Raw genomic sequence first — 15773 nt, 5'->3', positions numbered from 1 at the left:
GAAAAAAGAGGCAACGGAGATGAATACCGGGCAGAGAAATATTTATCAAACGCGTTGTTCCAGTCTCCTTTGTTTGCTCTTGTTGCTGTGGACACCCCTGTCCATTGCTGAAACGATCGAAAGCGGGCTTCGCCATGTGGCTAATCCGGAGTGGTTCCACCATGGGCTGATCGACCTGGAGGCAGAGCTTGAAGCTGCCCGGGTATCCGGCAAGCATGGCGTCATGGTCTTATATACCACCCAGGGCTGTACCTATTGCACAGCTTTCATCAAGAAGAGCCTCGGCGATGAGCGTACCGCCAATCGCCTGCAGCAGCAGTTCATCTCTATTGGTCTGGAGATTTTCGACGACACGGAAATGACAGATCACCAGGGTAATGACATGTCCATCAAGGCGTTTGCGGAATCGCAAAAGGCCGGCATGGCACCGACATTACTGTTTTATGTGCTCAATGATGACGATGAGGGCGAGCTGATTTATCGCGCCATCGGCTACCAGTCACCAGAGCGATTCACCAAAATGCTCGATTACCTGGTCGAGGGGCATAACAAGAGAACCTCGTTTCGTGATTACCTCGCAGCACTTCCTCCTTCAGGTGGTCCTGTGTCAACAAGCGCGCACAAGTTGATTGATGACCCGCTGTTCAACTCGCCACCGCATGCGCTTGATCGCAGTCGTTTTGCCTCGGACAGACCATTGTTTGTACTCCTTGAAGCAGATGGGTGTGAGGCGTGCACCAATTACCACGAGCTTGTGCTTGCAGACGAGAAAATACGTGCCACCCTGGGCCGATTTGAAGTTGTGCGTCTGGATGCTTCGGATAACAAGAGCCATATTGTGACACCGGACGGGCAACGCATGACGGCAGCCCAGTGGTATCAGCAAGAGGATTTCAGCCGTCTTCCTGCTCTGATGTTTTTCGATGAAAAAGGCAAACAGGTTCTGAAAACAGACGCCCTTGTGGAGCTCAGTCGAATGACGAACTCGATGGGGCTGGTTCTTGACCGAGCCTATGAGCAGGGCTGGAGTTACCAGCGCTACGCGCGTACCAAGTCAATAGAAGCGAGCAACAAGAAGGCTGCAGAAGCCGCACAATAAGCCTCTTCTGTGAGGCTGGTAAATTTGAGGTTGTGAGATGAACAGTCCGTCGGTGCTCTACCCTTCCCTGTGGCTTGCCATTTTTTTCAGCGTGCTCACCTGGTCAGGAATTGCTCCTGCCGATACCTACACCTGGGTGCTGGAGGTTTCTCCGGCAGTCATCGGTTTGGCAGTGATGGCGGCGACATACAAGCGCTTTCCCCTGACACCCATGGTCTACCTGTTGATCCTAGTCCATAGCATCATTTTGATGGTCGGTGGTCATTACACCTACGCGCAAAACCCCCTGTTCGAATGGCTACAGGCGCCGATGGGCTGGGAGCGCAACAATTACGACAAGCTGGGTCACCTTGCACAGGGTTTCATCCCTGCCATGATTGCGCGTGAGCTGCTGTTGCGTCTGAAGGTTGTTCAGGGCCGTGGTTGGCTGGTGTTTGTTGTGATCTGCTTCTGTCTTGCGCTGAGTGCTTTCTACGAGTTGATAGAATGGTGGGTTGCGCTGGCAAGTGATGAGGCTGCGGAGGCGTTTCTTGGTACCCAGGGGTACGTTTGGGACACCCAGTCAGACATGGCCTGGGCACTGAGCGGGGCGATATTGTCCTTGCTACTGCTCAGTCGCCTGCATGACAGGCAGCTTGCACAGTTGAATCAAGGAACAGGTCAGAGGTAGATTTTCCCCTACGTCATGCCGGCCTTGAGCCGGCATCCATGAATTAGTGCACTGTTTCAGATGGACCCCGGCTCAAGGCCGGGGTGACGGAAGTGATGCCGATCAGAGCTGGGCGTTAACGAATTCCCAGTTAACCAGGTTCCACCAGGACTCAACATAGGCGGGACGTGCATTGCGCTTGTCGACATAGTAGGCGTGTTCCCATACGTCGATCGTCAGCAGAGGTGTCAGGCCTTCGGTCAGTGGACAGCCAGCATTGCTGGTGTTGAAGATCTCGACACCACCGTCGGCATTCTTCACCAGCCAGGTCCAGCCTGAACCGAAGTTGGTTGCTGCTGATGTTGAGAAAGCTGTTTTGAAATCCTCGAATGAACCGAATGCCGCATCGATAGCAGCGGCAATTTCACCGCTTGGTGCGCCGCCTGCTTCAGGCGCCATGCAGTTGAAGTAGAAGGTGTGGTTCCAAACCTGTGCGGCATTATTGAAAATACCGCCGGCTGGCGCGCTGGTGACGATCTCTTCAAGAGACTTGTCAGCGAACTCGGTGCCTTCAATCAGGTTGTTGAGATTGGTGACATAGGTTGCATGGTGCTTGTCGTGGTGGAACTCAAGCGTCTCGGCAGAGATGTGTGGCTCAAGTGCACTCTTTTCATAGGGAAGTTCGGGTAACTGGTGTTGCATGATGGTTTCCATTGTTTGTTTGATTACAGAATGTTTTGTGTGCAGAAAATTTCCGCAGGTGAATAATTAATCGTCCTTGTTGCCACTCTTTATAAAATTGGACATGGTGCGCTGAAAGGCTTCCATGGAAGAGAAGGAACCCTGCATATAGTTCTCGACAAGCTTCGCCGGATCCATGTTTTCAGAGAGCTGTTCTTTCATACGATCGATCATCTCATCATGCAGAGGGGTCAGGTCAGGCAGACCAAACAGGCGGCGCATCTCTTCGGGTGTTACATCCATATCGACATTGATTTTCATTATCTCGGCTCCTAAGGGCGATGACGTCAAGCATACCGCAGCGCAGCATAATATTGAAACCCTGCAGTAATGATGTTTTTCGTGGACTAGAGGCTATTGCGACTTTGGCCGTAATTTGACACCAGGTGTGTAATTCACCAGGCCGCCTTTCAAGTGTGTAGCAAGCTGCTGTGAAATCTCTTCTGCAGCCTCTTCTGTCCAGGCGGTTTTCTGCTCCTGTCCCCAAACCGGGTTCGGCCAGCAGAAGTCATTGCTGTTGCGCCCGATGACATGAATATGGAGCTGAGGTACCAGGTTTCCAAGTGCACCAAGGTTGATTTTTTCGACATCTGTTCTCGCCATCAAAAAACCTGACAGCGCATTGATCTCCTGCTGGACCAGGTATTGTTGTTCGGCATCCAGTTCGAACACTTCCCTCTTGTCGGTGTCGGGTACAAGAATGAACCAGGGTACGAGGGCATTGTCCATCAGCAGTAGCTGACTGATCTCCATCTGGCCAAGTTGGTGGCAGTCTGCGGCCAGTTGGGGGTGAAGTTCATTATTAGGCATCTGCATCTCCTGTTGGTGTGACCTGCCTGATCGTATCGAGACGAATGATGGTTTTATCGCTGTTTTCAACCAAGAGAACGAGGCACTCAGCTTTGTCGACGATGCGCATATCCATGATGACGCCCTTGAGGGGTGCATCATTGCCGTGCAGTAAAATGGTGACCGGTGTTTTATGCATCGCGTAGAGTTCGTATTGCGAGTGCAGGTCACAACTCACAGGCTGGTAGTCACTCATTTCGCCCGCTCCGCTAATCCGGCCTGGCTTGCAAGCTGTAGCATCAGCTCTCCAGCCTCATCGAGCGTCTCTCCCCAGCTGACAATACCATCCTCGTGGCCTCCCATCGAGATGACATTGGAATCAAGGAAACCGGAACTGATCAGGCGAGCGAACTCCTCTGCCATCTCTGTTGTGCCATAGGCGATATTCGAATTAGTGGTCGCGAGGCCAAGCGATTCAGCCTGCTGCCAGATTTCAGGGCTGTGCACATGGATAACAGCTTGTGCAGTTGGGGCTGCCGAATAGATTGCTGCATGGGTCATGGCTTCAGATGATGGGGCCGTCTTCCCCTGCGCACGAATCGTGTTGCTCGCCGGATCACACAGGGTCACCAGTGCATAGTCTTCGGGCTCCATTTTGTCGAGATGACCGGTCTGGGTACCGCTGATGATGAAGTTGGTAGATCCCGTTTCAAGACGATGACTGAGGTTGCCGAAACCAAGGCCATCGTAGCGTGCCGGGTCATTGCCACCGATCAGTCCGAGTGCGCACAGACGCTGGCGCCAGGCTTCTAGTTGCAGCGCGAGAGCGGGGTGTGGAAGTGGCGCCTGTTCGAAATCGAGCTTGTACTTGATGACGCCTTCGGTTTCCTTGTTATCGTCCATCAATGGGCCCTGGTGTCGAACTCTTCTGTTTTTTACACATCGAAAGTTTAACGCGCTCTTTTTCCTGCTAAAATTCGCGTTTGCAGCTAATTTACTGATTGTACGGGTTTCATGTTTTCTACGCAGCAATATGATGTCATTGTTATCGGCGGTGGTCACGCGGGCACCGAGGCCGCGCTGGCGGCTGCGCGTATGGGCGCATCGACGCTGCTGCTGACGCATAACATCGAAACGGTCGGCCAGATGAGTTGCAACCCGGCGATTGGCGGCATCGGCAAAGGGCATTTGGTCAAGGAGATCGATGCACTGGGCGGCCTGATGGCACATGCTGCAGATCTCGGTGGCATCCAGTTCCGTACGCTCAATTCGCGCAAGGGTCCGGCAGTCCGGGCGACACGTGCGCAGACAGACAGGCTTCTCTACAAGGCAGCAGTGCGCCACGCGGTTGAGAACCAGCCAGGGCTCGACCTGTTTCAGCAGGCTGTCAATGATCTGATTGTCGAGCAGGATCGTGTTGTTGGAGTCACGACACAGATGGGCCTCAAATTTCGAGCCGAGGCCGTGGTACTGACCGTCGGCACATTCCTCGGCGGCCTCATTCATATCGGCATGGAAAACTACGAGGGCGGCCGCGCGGGCGATCCGCCATCCAATGCGCTGTCACAGCGTTTGCGCGAATTACCAATGCGAGTCGACAGGCTCAAGACGGGCACGCCACCGCGCATTGACAGCCGTACCATCGATTATTCGAAACTCGACGAGCAGCCGGGCGATACTCCTGTGCCGACATTCTCCTATCTCGGCGATGCAAGCAAGCATCCGCAGCAGATCAGCTGTCATATCACGCGGACTAACGAAGAGACGCATGACATCATTCGCTCCGGGCTCGATCGTTCGCCCATGTATGCGGGCGTTATTGAAGGCACCGGGCCTCGCTACTGTCCCTCCATCGAGGACAAGATCGTACGATTTGCCGACAAGGATTCGCACCAGATTTTTATTGAACCGGAGGGATTGACCGTCAACGAGGTCTACCCCAACGGTATTTCAACCTCGTTGCCTTTCGATATACAGCAGAAGCTGGTTCACTCAATGACAGGCTTCGAGAATGCACGCATCATGCGTCCGGGCTATGCGATCGAGTATGACTTTTTTGATCCTCGTGATCTCAGGCCGTCACTTGAAACCCGTTATATAGAAAATCTTTTCTATGCCGGTCAGATTAACGGCACAACGGGTTACGAAGAAGCTGCTGCACAGGGATTGCTGGCGGCTGTCAACGCGGTGCAGAAGGTTCGAGGCCAGGAGGCGTGGATACCACGGCGAGACGAGGCTTACCTGGGTGTGCTGGTTGATGACCTTGTCACCATGGGCACACAGGAGCCTTACCGTATGTTCACCAGTCGCGCCGAATTTCGCCTGCTGCTGCGCGAGGATAATGCCGACCTGCGTCTGACCGAGACGGGCCGCAAGCTGGGGCTGGTTGATGATGTGCGCTGGCAGTCGTTTGATACAAAGCGCGAACAGATTGAAAAAGAGCAGCAACGGCTGCGCGAGCACCTTGTGCGCCCTTCTGATATGAGCGAAGAACAGATGCAGGTATTGCTTGGCGACACACTGCGTCGTGAAGCAAAAGCGATGGATCTGCTGGCACGCCCGGCAATGGATTACAATAAGCTGATGCAGATCGCCTCCGCAGGGCCTGGTGTTGAAGATGCCAAGGTGGCTGAGCAGGTCGAGATCCAGGCAAAGTATTCAGGCTATATCGATCGCCAGCAGATGGAAATCGAGCGCACCCGTGAAAGCGCCGGTATGAAACTGCCCGAGGACTTTGATTACGACAATGTCACCGGCTTATCAGCTGAATTACGTGAGAAATTCAACCGGCAGCGTCCGGCAACTATCGGACATGCAGCGCGTATTCCGGGCGTCACACCGGCAGCAGTCTCACTGCTGGTGATTCATCTCAAGAAGCGGCGTGCCTGATATTCATGGACCAGAAAGAGGAGCTTGCACGAGGGATTGAAGCACTGGGTGTGACCCTGTCGCAGGAGCAGCAGAAAAAACTGCTCGATTTTCTCGCCCTGCTCTACAAGTGGAACAGCGCCTATAACCTGACAGCGATTCGTGACCAGGAGCAGGCTGTTGCCCTGCAGTTACTCGATTCACTGGCGATCCTTCCCCTGCTTCCCGAGGGCCCGATTCTTGATATCGGCAGTGGCGGTGGCATGCCGGGTATTCCTCTCGCGATAGCGAGGCCGGAAACGCAAATCACGCTGCTCGACTCCAATAGCAAGAAAACACGCTTTCTCACCCAGGCGAAACTGGAACTTGGACTGGATAATATGAGCGTTATGCACTCCCGCATCGAGGCATGGCAACCGCAAACCATGCCTGTGGCTATCACCTCACGTGCGTTTGCCGAGCTCGAGTGCATGCTCGACTGGACATATCATCTGCTTGAAAAAGGTGCACAGCTGTTTGCGATGAAAGGGATTAATCCGCAGCAGGAAATCGATGCGCTGAAAGGGATGCCGCTGGAGATCGAAGTCACCCCATTGCAGGTGCCGGGAATCGATGCGCACAGGCATCTTGTGAGAATTGCCCTTGAACGCCAATAAAATTAATCGGGCAGATGAAAAAACAGCTTGGCACAGTGTATGATGTTTCGAGCATTTAAGAGAGAGTGTTTAACAGAATGGCAAAAATCCTGACAGTAGCGAACCAGAAAGGTGGTGTGGGCAAAACCACGACTGCGGTCAATCTTGCAGCCTCTCTTGCATATGAGGATCAACGCATTCTTCTCGTCGATATCGACCCCCAGGGCAATGCGACCATGGGTGTCGGGGTTGACAAGTACACACTGCAAAAAACCAGCTGTGAAGTCCTGTTGGGCCAGTGTGATATCAACGATGCAATCATGCGCTCGGAAGCGGCAAAACTCGATGTACTACCGGCAAACAGCGACCTGACAGCGGCCGAGGTCGGCCTGATGGGGCTTGATGACAAGGAGCGCCGTCTCAGTAATGCGCTTCAGAAGGTTTCTGACCGCTACGACTATATCCTTATTGATTGTCCGCCATCGCTTAACATGCTGACGCTTAACGCGCTGGTTGCAGCTGATGGTGTGCTGGTGCCGCTGCAGACTGAATATTATGCACTTGAAGGCCTTTCGTCACTGATTGAGACCATTGAGCAGATTCGCTCAGGCCCCAACCCGCGTTTGAAGATCGAGGGCTTGCTGCGCACCATGCACGACTCCAGGAATCGCCTTGGCAGCGATGTGTCTGCGCAGTTGCTGACGCACTTTGGCGACCAGGTTTACCGGACGGTTATTCCCAGGAATGTACGTGTTGCAGAGGCGCCGAGTCACGGCCTGCCCCTGTTGCAGTATGACCAGTTTTCACGCGGTGCAGCGGCCTACTCCTGTTTGGCAAACGAGATTTTGCGACGTGACGGCAAAATTGGAATGAGATAGAGAATTTCTATGACGAAGAGCAGAGGATTGGGACGTGGACTGGATGCACTGTTGAGTAGTGCGAGCAAGGCGTCTGAGAAAGTAGCAGAGACAGATAGCAGCGATCAGCAGGAGAGCACTGCTGCAGTGACTGGCGACAGCATTTCTCAACTGGGAGTTGATCTTGTACAACGCGGGCGCTATCAGCCAAGACGTAATTTTGACAAGGAGAAGTTGCAGGAGCTTGCGGACTCCATCTCGGAACAGGGAATAGTACAGCCGATCGTGGTTCGTCCAATCGGTGAAGGTAAGTACGAGATCATCGCTGGTGAGCGTCGCTGGCGTGCAGCTCAGCTTGCAGGTCTGTCAGAAGTGCCCGTTGTGGTCCGTGATGTTGATGACAAGTCAGCCATGGCGATGGCGCTTATCGAGAATATCCAGCGCGATGACCTCAATCCTCTTGAAGAAGCAGATGCCCTGCAGCGCCTGATCAGCGAATTTGGCCTGACTCACCAGCAGATTGCCCAGGCGGTCGGCAAGTCTAGAACCGCTGTCACCAACTACATTCGCCTCCTCGACCTTGAGTCGGAAGTCAAGCGCATGGTTGACGAGAAAAAGCTGGAGATGGGCCACGCACGCGCCATCCTCGGTCTCAAAAACGGCCAGCAGGTGGAAGCGGCTAACAAGGTTGTGCGCCAGGGTTTATCTGTGCGTGAAACCGAGCGATTGGTGCGCCGCATGCAGGGTGAGGATGAGAGCAGGCCGGCAAAGCCGGAGCCGGTTGCCGATCCCAATATTTTGACTCTTGAGCGCGACCTGACGGAAAAGCTAGGTGCCAGTGTCAAGGTGAAGAGCGGTCCAAAGGGCAAGGGCAAGCTCGAGATCAGCTATAATTCGCTCGACGAGCTTGAAGGTATCATCGAACACATTCAGTAGTCGTGAAAGGTGTAGGAGTAAGCTTTTCTTGCTCCGACACCTGGATTGGTGCAAGGCCCATCGCGGCGAGGGCGCCGCTCCTACTTAATTCCTCTTTCGACTTCCCCGGTCTTGCGCAATTCGCGCTTGAGAATCTTGCCGGTTGCGTTCTTCGGCAAACTGTCACGAATAATCACCTTGCGCGGAACCTGGTGCTGGCCGAGGTGTTGGCGACAGAAAGCGCGGATGACGCTGCTCGCCGTGCTGCACCCATCTTTTGCCACCACGTGGGCAACGACAATTTCACCGTGCGTGGCGTGTGGCTCACCGACGACGGCAGCCTCGGCCAGATCGGGGTGCTTGTAGAGCACCTCTTCGATCATGCGTGGGTAGACATTCATGCCGTTGACGATAATCATGTCCTTGATGCGATCGATGAGAAAGAAGTAGCCATCTTCATCACGATAGCCAAGGTCACCCGTACGTACCCATTCGCCGTAGAACGATTCTGCAGTATCGTGCGGCAGCTTCCAGTAGCCTTTCATTACATTGTCACCGCGCACGCAGACTTCACCTATTTCATTATTAGCAAGTACTCCCCCACGCGGATCAAATATCGCCATTTCGACCCCCGGTATCGGTAGTCCGACAGAGCCCGGCTTGCGTTCGCCGTCAAGTGGGTTGACGCAGGTGACTGGTGAACATTCGGTGGGGCCGTCACCTTCAAGAATGGGGAAGCCGAATCGTGCTTCAAACTGGTGCATGAGTTCAACCGGCATGGCTGCACCGCCGGAAACGCCGTAGCGGATGCTTGACCAGTTGGCGGTCTGCTCCTCCGGCAGGCGCAGGATTACGCCATACATTGAGGGCGCGCCGAGAAAGATGGTTGCATCAGTGGCAGCGATGGTTTCACTGATAAGAATGGGGTCGAACGCAGGGACGGGCACCAGTGACAGGCCGTGCAGGCTGGGTGTCAGCATTCCTACCGTGGCGGCAAAGGAGTGAAACATTGGCAAAACCACCAGCAAGCGGTCCTCGCCAGGCTTGAGCTGCAGGCCGGCGCACACACTGGATGTGTATGAAACAAGGTTGTGGTGGCTGAGCATGGCGCCCTTGGGATTCCCGGTGGTGCCGGATGTATAGAGAATCACGGCAACATCATCGAGCGGGTCGAACGTTACTGCTGGTGTAACGCTACTTTCTGCAAGCCATGTTGAGAGAGTCTGATCGCTCTCTGACTGGGGTTCGCCGATCGCTGCCCAAAGGCTGATGCCGTTGAGACGATCACGAAATGTGCTGACTTTCTCTGCCATGGCCTGGTGATAGATGATGCCGCTGACTTCCGCATCGCCAAGGATGTAGCAGATTTCGTCCGCTGCAATGAGCAGGTTAACGGGGACAACCGTCGCCCCGGATTTGACGATGCCATGCCAGGCCATCAGGAACTCTGCGCAGTTGATGCAGTAGAGGGCAATACGGTCGCTTTTGCCTATGCCTTGCCGGGCAAGAGCTGCAGCGATCCGGTCAGAAGCTGCGTCAATCTCGCTGAAACTGTGATTCTGCTGTTGCGTGACAACCAGATCCCGATCGGCGTGGGCACGGGCTGTCAGGCGGAATTGTTCAGGTATTGAGATGAGTCCCGAATTCATATGGGCGCTCCAATATTCATGTTGTTATCTGTTATTTAATCCAAATGTTACACCAGTCAGGCGTGCGGGTGCAGCAATTGCACTATGATCCTGTTTCCCACAATTTCCACATGGTCTGTTTGTCGGTGAATTGTTGACAAAATTGCTAGGTATTACTATAGGTTAGTGTAATAGATAGTTGTTTACCGATTCCCCAAGCACTGTGACAGTTGTTTACAGGAGGTGTGAAAATGACGGGTATTACAGTCTTTATTATCCTCGGCGCCATTGCATCATTGGCCATACTGGTCGCCGGCGGCATTTCCATGGCCAAGGGCGGCAAGTATGACGAGGCCCATTCAATCCCGCTAATGGAAGCAGAAGTTATCGTTCAGGCTCTTATTATCGGAATGCTATTGATCGCGGCTTTTTTCTGGTTATGACGTCACAAGTCGGTTGGTAATACGGCACTGCGTGGCCTTTGGATTTTTCTGCCTGAAATACCCTGGTAACAGGGTCAGGCTGTTGCTTGGCCAAAATATCACTTTTCCACCCGCCTCCATCTGTATGGAATAACGATTTTTCCTGCCGTATAGCAGGAATTCCAGGTGAGCGTTTGTCGTCGCCTCATGCGATAGCCTATACTGATATTAAAGAAGATACGGAGGCGTTGGATGAAAGACCTGGAACCCCCCCATGACATGGTTGATGCCATCGGTGTCGCTTACGAGCGCATGCTTGAACGAGCGATTGAAAATTCGCATAAAATCAGCGACAGGAGTGGGCATTTCATGCACGATGCTGTCGACAAGGCGCATGAGCGAGCGGTTGAGCTCAATGAGTTGACCAAGGATGAATCTGAACGCGTCGCTGAGTACCTCAAGCGTGATGTTGAAGATGCGGCTAGATACCTGCAGGATACTGGCGATGACCTGAAGCACTGGCTTGGATTTGAACGCGAGGTGTTCAGTGATCATATTTTGAGCCTTTTTGCACAGGCCGCCGATCAGACCACGCTTGCACTGAAGGAGTTGTCGAACAAGGCGCGTTCCAACTATGAAACTGATGATGTTGTCGCCCCGGGAATTTTCGTCTGCAGCGAGTGCGGGCACAGGACGCAGATTAAAAAAGCGGGCGTATTACCACCCTGTTCCGAGTGTATGGGCACGATTTTCACTCGAGACACGAGTGCAGAGGGCGGTTCTGAAAGCCAAAGTTGACACAGCGTCCTAAACGCGATGCTGCAGCGCATCATATTGATCTGCAGGGTAAATTTTACTGCATGCGAAAGCACTTATATTGGTCATAAACAGTTTTATGTCACTATCGTTTGACCTTATGGTGTCAAGCACTTATACTGCGCGCGGTTAGAACGGAGCTGTGGGCAAAAGCGTGCAAAACCTGCCGTCAGAAAAAATTCGTAGTGTCGTCATCAGACAGTTGATCCTGACACTGCTGATTTCGGCAGCTGCATTCCTGATCGGAAAAGATCAGGCTGTCTCCGCACTGATCGGCGGACTTGGTGCATCCCTGGCCAATGCAGTTTTTGGATACTGGGTTTTCAGTGCATACCAGGCACAGAAACCAGGCAAACTGCTGACCAAGCTGTATGTCGCTGAATTTGCCAAGCTGGTATTAACCGGCATTATATTCCTGGCCGCGATACTCTTTTATGAGAATCTGAGTCTCGTGGCTATGTTGGTAACCTATTTTATCGTACATGTGACAGCCAGCCTGCTGTCGCCACGTATGGAAAAGAAGCGAACAAGGGCTGAATATGGCATCGGGTACCCTGACATCAAGTGAATACATCAAGCATCACCTGACCAACCTCACATTTGGTCAGCATCCTGATGGGTCATGGGGCATGGCGCATTCTGCAGAAGAAGCTGCTGAAATGGGCTTTATGGCGATTCATGTCGATACCATGCTTTGGTCTCTCGGCCTCGGCATACTCTTTATATTCTTCGCTGCACGCGCAGCTAAAAGTGCAACGTCTGATACTCCCGGTGGTTTTCAGAATTTCGTCGAATGGATAGTCGACTTTATTGACGAAAGCGTGCGTGGATCCTTCACGTCAAAGAACGACCTGGTCGCACCGCTGGCAATGACCGCTTTTGTCTGGATCTTCCTGATGAACCTGATGGACCTGGTTCCGGTTGACCTGATTCCGTGGCTGCTTGGCCTCCTCGGGGTTCACTTCCAGAAAATTGTTCCAAGTACTGATCCGAATGCGACATTTGGCATGGCAATAGGCGTTTTCCTGTTGACCATGTATTACAGCATCAAGATAAAAGGTGTTGGCGGGTTCCTCGGCGAACTGACACTGCAACCTTTCCAGGCAAACAACATTGTCGTCAAGGTTCTGCTGATTCCGGTCAACTTCTTCCTCGAATTTGTATCACTGATCGCCAAGCCGATCTCTCTCTCGCTGCGACTCTTCGGTAACATGTACGCTGGCGAGATGATCTTTATCCTTATCGCACTCATGTATAGTGCCGGAATTGTATTGGGCGTCTTTGGCGGCGCACTTCAGTTTGTTTGGGCTGTATTCCATATCCTTGTAATTACCCTGCAGGCGTTCATTTTCATGACGCTGACAGTGGTCTATATGGACATGGCGCATAGCGAGCATTAAACGAATTAACCTTTTTAACCATTAACACCTAACCAGAAATTTTACGGGAGACAATCATGGAAATGGCTAACGCACTGCTGTACATCGCCGGCGCTCTGATGATGGGCCTTGGCGCTCTCGGTGCCGCTGTCGGTATCGGTATTCTTGGCGCACGCTTTCTCGAAGGCGCTGCACGTCAGCCGGAACTGATTCCAATGCTGCGTACCCAGTTCTTCATCGTAATGGGTCTTGTTGACGCGGTACCGATGATCGCTGTTGGTCTTGCTATGTACATTCTGTTCGCTGTTGCGTAAAGATCGAGCTTCAGAATCCGAAACCTTTCTTTATTAACTAACGGGGAAGCAGAATGAACATCAATCTGACCCTGATCGGACAAATGATCGCTTTTGCCATCTTTGTCTGGTTTACCAAAAAGTTCGTGTGGACGCCGATCATGGCGGCACTCGAAGAGCGTAAGGGCAAGATTGCCGATGGTCTTGCGGCTGCAGAACGCGGTCAGCATGAGCAGGAACTGGCAAAGCAGCACGCAGCCGACGAGTTGCGTGAAGCAAAAGCACAGGCTGCCGAGATCATTGGCCAGGCACAGAAGCGTGCCTCCGGCATCATTGATGAAGCGAAAGAGAACGCGCGCACTGAAGGCGACAGGCTGCTGACATCCGCACAGGCTGAAATCGAGCAGGAAGCCAATCGCGTACGTGAATCTTTACGTGAAAAAGTCGGTGAGCTTGCGGTTGCAGGTGCTGAGAAGATCCTGCGTCGTGAAATCAACGCAGATTCACACCGCGACGTCGTCGACGCTGTCGCCAAGCAATTGTAAGGCGGGCCGACCATGGCACAGGAATCAATCACAATTGCACGCCCATATGCGGATGCTATTTTTGCACGCGCAAAAGAGAGCAGTTCACTTGAGCAGTGGTCACAGACCCTTGAGCTTCTGGGAACTGTTATGAGCGATGCGGCAATGTCCGACGTCGTTGGCAATCCGAATATCAGCAAGCAGCAGCTGACCGAAATGATCCTCGGGATTGGCGGTGAGCAGTTGACTGGCGAGGCTGAAAACCTTGTCCGTCTGCTGGTGGAGAATGGCCGTCTCGTCATTGCTCCAGAGATTGCGACGCTGTTTGAAGAGCGCAAGAATGCTGAGCGCGGCGTACTGGAAGTTGAACTCGTCAGTGCTTATGTCATTGACGAGGACCAGAAGCAGGCGCTGGCGGATGCCCTCAAGGCGAAGCTGGGCAGTGACATCAATATGACAACTAGTGAAGATCCTGAGCTGATTGGCGGCATGCGCATTCGCGCAGGTGACCTCGTCATCGACGGTTCTGTCCAAGGGCAGCTGACCAAGCTGGCAAACGAATTAGGAATATAAGCGAGAAGCCATCATGCAACTCAATCCATCAGAAATCAGTGAGCTGATCAAAAACCGCATCGAGAAATTTGACGCGAAGACCGAAGCACAGACTGAAGGCACAATTGTCTCCGTAGCCGACGGTGTTGTCCGAATCCACGGACTTGCAGATGTCATGTCATACGAGATGCTCGAATTTCCAGACAACGTCTACGGACTGGCGCTCAACCTCGAGCGTGACTCTGTCGGTGCTGTTGTCATGGGTGAATACAAGCACCTTTCAGAAGGCGACCCGGTCAAATGTACCGGTCGCGTACTGGAAGTACCTGTCGGCGAAGGCCTGATGGGACGTGTCGTTGACGCACTTGGTAGCCCTATTGACGGCAAGGGCGCAGTTGAAGCTGCTGCCACATCACCAATCGAGAAGGTTGCACCCGGCGTTATCGCACGTAAATCAGTTGACCAGCCTGTACAGACAGGTATCAAGTCAATTGACTCCATGGTGCCAATCGGCCGTGGCCAGCGTGAGCTGATCATCGGAGACCGCCAGACTGGTAAGACCGCGATCGCTATCGATGCCATCATCAACCAGAAGGGCACAGGTGTTAAGTGTGTCTACGTTGCGGTTGGTCAGAAGGCTTCGACTATTGCACAGGTTGTTCGCAAGCTCGAAGAGCACGATGCACTTGCTCACACCATCATCGTTGCCGCTTCAGCTGCAGACTCTGCAGCGATGCAGTTCCTCGCGCCTTATGCGGGCTGCACCATGGGTGAGTTCTTCCGTGACAAGGGTGAAGATGCACTGATCATCTATGATGACCTGACCAAGCAGGCATGGGCATACCGCCAGGTATCACTGCTGCTGCGTCGTCCACCGGGTCGTGAAGCTTATCCTGGTGACGTTTTCTACCTGCACTCACGTCTGCTCGAGCGTGCTGCACGTATCAACGAGGCAGAAGTTGAGAAGCTCACCAACGGCGAAGTGAAAGGCAAGACCGGTTCATTGACCGCACTGCCAATCATCGAAACCCAGGCTGGTGACGTTTCTGCATTCGTACCAACCAACGTTATTTCGATCACCGACGGACAGATCTTCCTTGAGACTGACCTGTTCAACGCCGGTATACGTCCTGCGATCAACGCCGGTCTGTCAGTATCACGTGTTGGTGGTTCGGCACAGACCAAGATCATCAAGAAGCTTGGCGGCGGTGTTCGCCTGGCTCTTGCACAGTATCGCGAGCTGGCTGCATTCTCACAGTTTGCATCTGATCTTGACGATGCGACCCGTGCACAGCTTGATCGTGGTGCACGCGTAACCGAGCTGATGAAACAGAGCCAGTATGCGCCGATGTCAATTGCTGAAATGGCCGTCACACTGTTTGCTGCCAACGAAGGTTATATCGATGATGTCGATGTTAACAAGGTTGTTGATTTCGAAGCGGCGATGATGGGATACATGAACTCGTCACAGAGCGAGTTGATGAGCAAGATCAATGACACGGGTGATTACAACGATGAGATCGAGGGTGCAATGCACGATGCGCTGAAAGCGTTCAAGGCAAACAGCACCTGGTAATCCAGGCTCGTTTAATAACCAGGTAAAAAG

General features: G+C 53.1%; 20 protein-coding genes. 14 read left to right on the top strand and 6 right to left on the bottom strand.

Translation table 11 applies throughout. From position 1 onward, the window contains the following. Window positions 1–136 precede the first annotated feature (136 nt). Window positions 137–1099, top strand: a complete 963-nt coding sequence (locus tag BOW06_RS05010; RefSeq protein ID WP_162181090.1) for a thioredoxin fold domain-containing protein — start codon at window positions 137–139, stop codon at window positions 1097–1099. Window positions 1100–1136: 37 nt separating this feature from the next. Further along, window positions 1137–1769, top strand: a complete 633-nt coding sequence (locus BOW06_RS05005; protein ID WP_043116281.1) for a DUF2238 domain-containing protein — start codon at window positions 1137–1139, stop codon at window positions 1767–1769. Window positions 1770–1871: 102 nt separating this feature from the next. On the opposite strand, the gene BOW06_RS05000 is transcribed toward BOW06_RS05005, so the two are convergent. From BOW06_RS05000 to BOW06_RS04980, 5 genes are all read right to left on the bottom strand, one after another. Further along, a complete protein-coding gene (locus tag BOW06_RS05000) occupies window positions 1872–2450 on the bottom strand; it encodes a superoxide dismutase (protein WP_043116282.1) in 579 nt (192 codons plus the stop codon). A gap of 66 nt (window positions 2451–2516) precedes the next feature. After that, on the bottom strand, window positions 2517–2750 hold the full coding sequence (locus BOW06_RS04995) for a DUF6489 family protein (protein WP_043116284.1): 234 nt from the start codon (window positions 2748–2750) through the stop codon (window positions 2517–2519). Between the two features lie 93 nt (window positions 2751–2843). Beyond that, the gene (locus BOW06_RS04990; RefSeq protein WP_078452703.1) at window positions 2844–3299 is read right to left on the bottom strand and encodes an HIT domain-containing protein; all 456 of its coding nucleotides are present in this window, start codon (window positions 3297–3299) and stop codon (window positions 2844–2846) included. Continuing rightward, window positions 3292–3534 (bottom strand): Rho-binding antiterminator, encoded by a 243-nt coding sequence (locus BOW06_RS04985; protein WP_043116285.1) that lies wholly within the window; start codon window positions 3532–3534, stop codon window positions 3292–3294. The genes BOW06_RS04990 and BOW06_RS04985 overlap by 8 nt, the downstream gene beginning before the upstream one ends. After that, window positions 3531–4181: a class II aldolase/adducin family protein gene (locus BOW06_RS04980; protein WP_043116286.1), complete on the bottom strand. Its 651-nt coding sequence runs from the start codon at window positions 4179–4181 to the stop codon at window positions 3531–3533. The genes BOW06_RS04985 and BOW06_RS04980 overlap by 4 nt, the downstream gene beginning before the upstream one ends. 111 nt (window positions 4182–4292) lie before the next feature. Here BOW06_RS04980 and mnmG point away from each other — a divergent pair, with 111 nt between their 5' ends. From mnmG to BOW06_RS04960, 4 genes are all read left to right on the top strand, one after another. Continuing rightward, window positions 4293–6167: a tRNA uridine-5-carboxymethylaminomethyl(34) synthesis enzyme MnmG gene (gene mnmG, locus BOW06_RS04975; protein WP_043116288.1), complete on the top strand. Its 1875-nt coding sequence runs from the start codon at window positions 4293–4295 to the stop codon at window positions 6165–6167. Between the two features lie 5 nt (window positions 6168–6172). Then, on the top strand, window positions 6173–6802 hold the full coding sequence (gene rsmG, locus BOW06_RS04970; protein ID WP_078459697.1) for a 16S rRNA (guanine(527)-N(7))-methyltransferase RsmG: 630 nt from the start codon (window positions 6173–6175) through the stop codon (window positions 6800–6802). A gap of 77 nt (window positions 6803–6879) precedes the next feature. After that, the gene (locus tag BOW06_RS04965; protein ID WP_043116290.1) at window positions 6880–7659 is read left to right on the top strand and encodes a ParA family protein; all 780 of its coding nucleotides are present in this window, start codon (window positions 6880–6882) and stop codon (window positions 7657–7659) included. Window positions 7660–7668: 9 nt separating this feature from the next. Then, window positions 7669–8574 (top strand): ParB/RepB/Spo0J family partition protein, encoded by a 906-nt coding sequence (locus BOW06_RS04960; protein ID WP_043116292.1) that lies wholly within the window; start codon window positions 7669–7671, stop codon window positions 8572–8574. An 80-nt stretch (window positions 8575–8654) separates the two neighbouring features. On the opposite strand, the gene BOW06_RS04955 is transcribed toward BOW06_RS04960, so the two are convergent. After that, window positions 8655–10202, bottom strand: a complete 1548-nt coding sequence (locus BOW06_RS04955) for a long-chain-fatty-acid--CoA ligase (protein WP_078461362.1) — start codon at window positions 10200–10202, stop codon at window positions 8655–8657. A 230-nt stretch (window positions 10203–10432) separates the two neighbouring features. Between BOW06_RS04955 and BOW06_RS04950 the strand changes: the two genes are divergently transcribed. The 8 genes from BOW06_RS04950 to atpA all read left to right on the top strand — a co-directional run bounded on the left by BOW06_RS04950 (window position 10433) and on the right by atpA (window position 15743). Then, window positions 10433–10624: an HIG1 domain-containing protein gene (locus BOW06_RS04950; protein ID WP_043116293.1), complete on the top strand. Its 192-nt coding sequence runs from the start codon at window positions 10433–10435 to the stop codon at window positions 10622–10624. Window positions 10625–10855: 231 nt separating this feature from the next. After that, a complete protein-coding gene (locus BOW06_RS04945) occupies window positions 10856–11401 on the top strand; it encodes a zinc ribbon-containing protein (RefSeq protein ID WP_078452705.1) in 546 nt (181 codons plus the stop codon). 172 nt (window positions 11402–11573) lie between these two features. Then, the gene (locus BOW06_RS04940; RefSeq protein ID WP_179116067.1) at window positions 11574–11987 is read left to right on the top strand and encodes an ATP synthase subunit I; all 414 of its coding nucleotides are present in this window, start codon (window positions 11574–11576) and stop codon (window positions 11985–11987) included. Further along, window positions 11959–12819, top strand: coding sequence for a F0F1 ATP synthase subunit A (gene atpB / locus BOW06_RS04935; protein WP_043116296.1), 861 nt, complete (start codon window positions 11959–11961; stop codon window positions 12817–12819). The genes BOW06_RS04940 and atpB overlap by 29 nt, the downstream gene beginning before the upstream one ends. A 56-nt stretch (window positions 12820–12875) precedes the next feature. Then, the gene (atpE, locus tag BOW06_RS04930; protein WP_174564733.1) at window positions 12876–13112 is read left to right on the top strand and encodes a F0F1 ATP synthase subunit C; all 237 of its coding nucleotides are present in this window, start codon (window positions 12876–12878) and stop codon (window positions 13110–13112) included. Window positions 13113–13165: 53 nt separating this feature from the next. Continuing rightward, a complete protein-coding gene (locus BOW06_RS04925; protein WP_078459641.1) occupies window positions 13166–13636 on the top strand; it encodes a F0F1 ATP synthase subunit B in 471 nt (156 codons plus the stop codon). 12 nt (window positions 13637–13648) lie between these two features. After that, the gene (locus BOW06_RS04920) at window positions 13649–14188 is read left to right on the top strand and encodes a F0F1 ATP synthase subunit delta (RefSeq protein ID WP_043116299.1); all 540 of its coding nucleotides are present in this window, start codon (window positions 13649–13651) and stop codon (window positions 14186–14188) included. 13 nt (window positions 14189–14201) lie between these two features. Further along, entirely contained in the window at window positions 14202–15743 is a 1542-nt protein-coding gene (atpA, locus tag BOW06_RS04915; RefSeq protein WP_078462833.1) for a F0F1 ATP synthase subunit alpha, read from the top strand. Window positions 15744–15773 lie beyond the last annotated feature (30 nt).

This window comes from Solemya velum gill symbiont, assembly GCF_002020255.1.
Taxonomy (GTDB): Bacteria; Pseudomonadota; Gammaproteobacteria; order Chromatiales; family Chromatiaceae.
The sequence above is the reverse complement of the archived record's forward strand: the minus strand, read 5'-3'. Positions and strand labels throughout refer to the sequence as shown.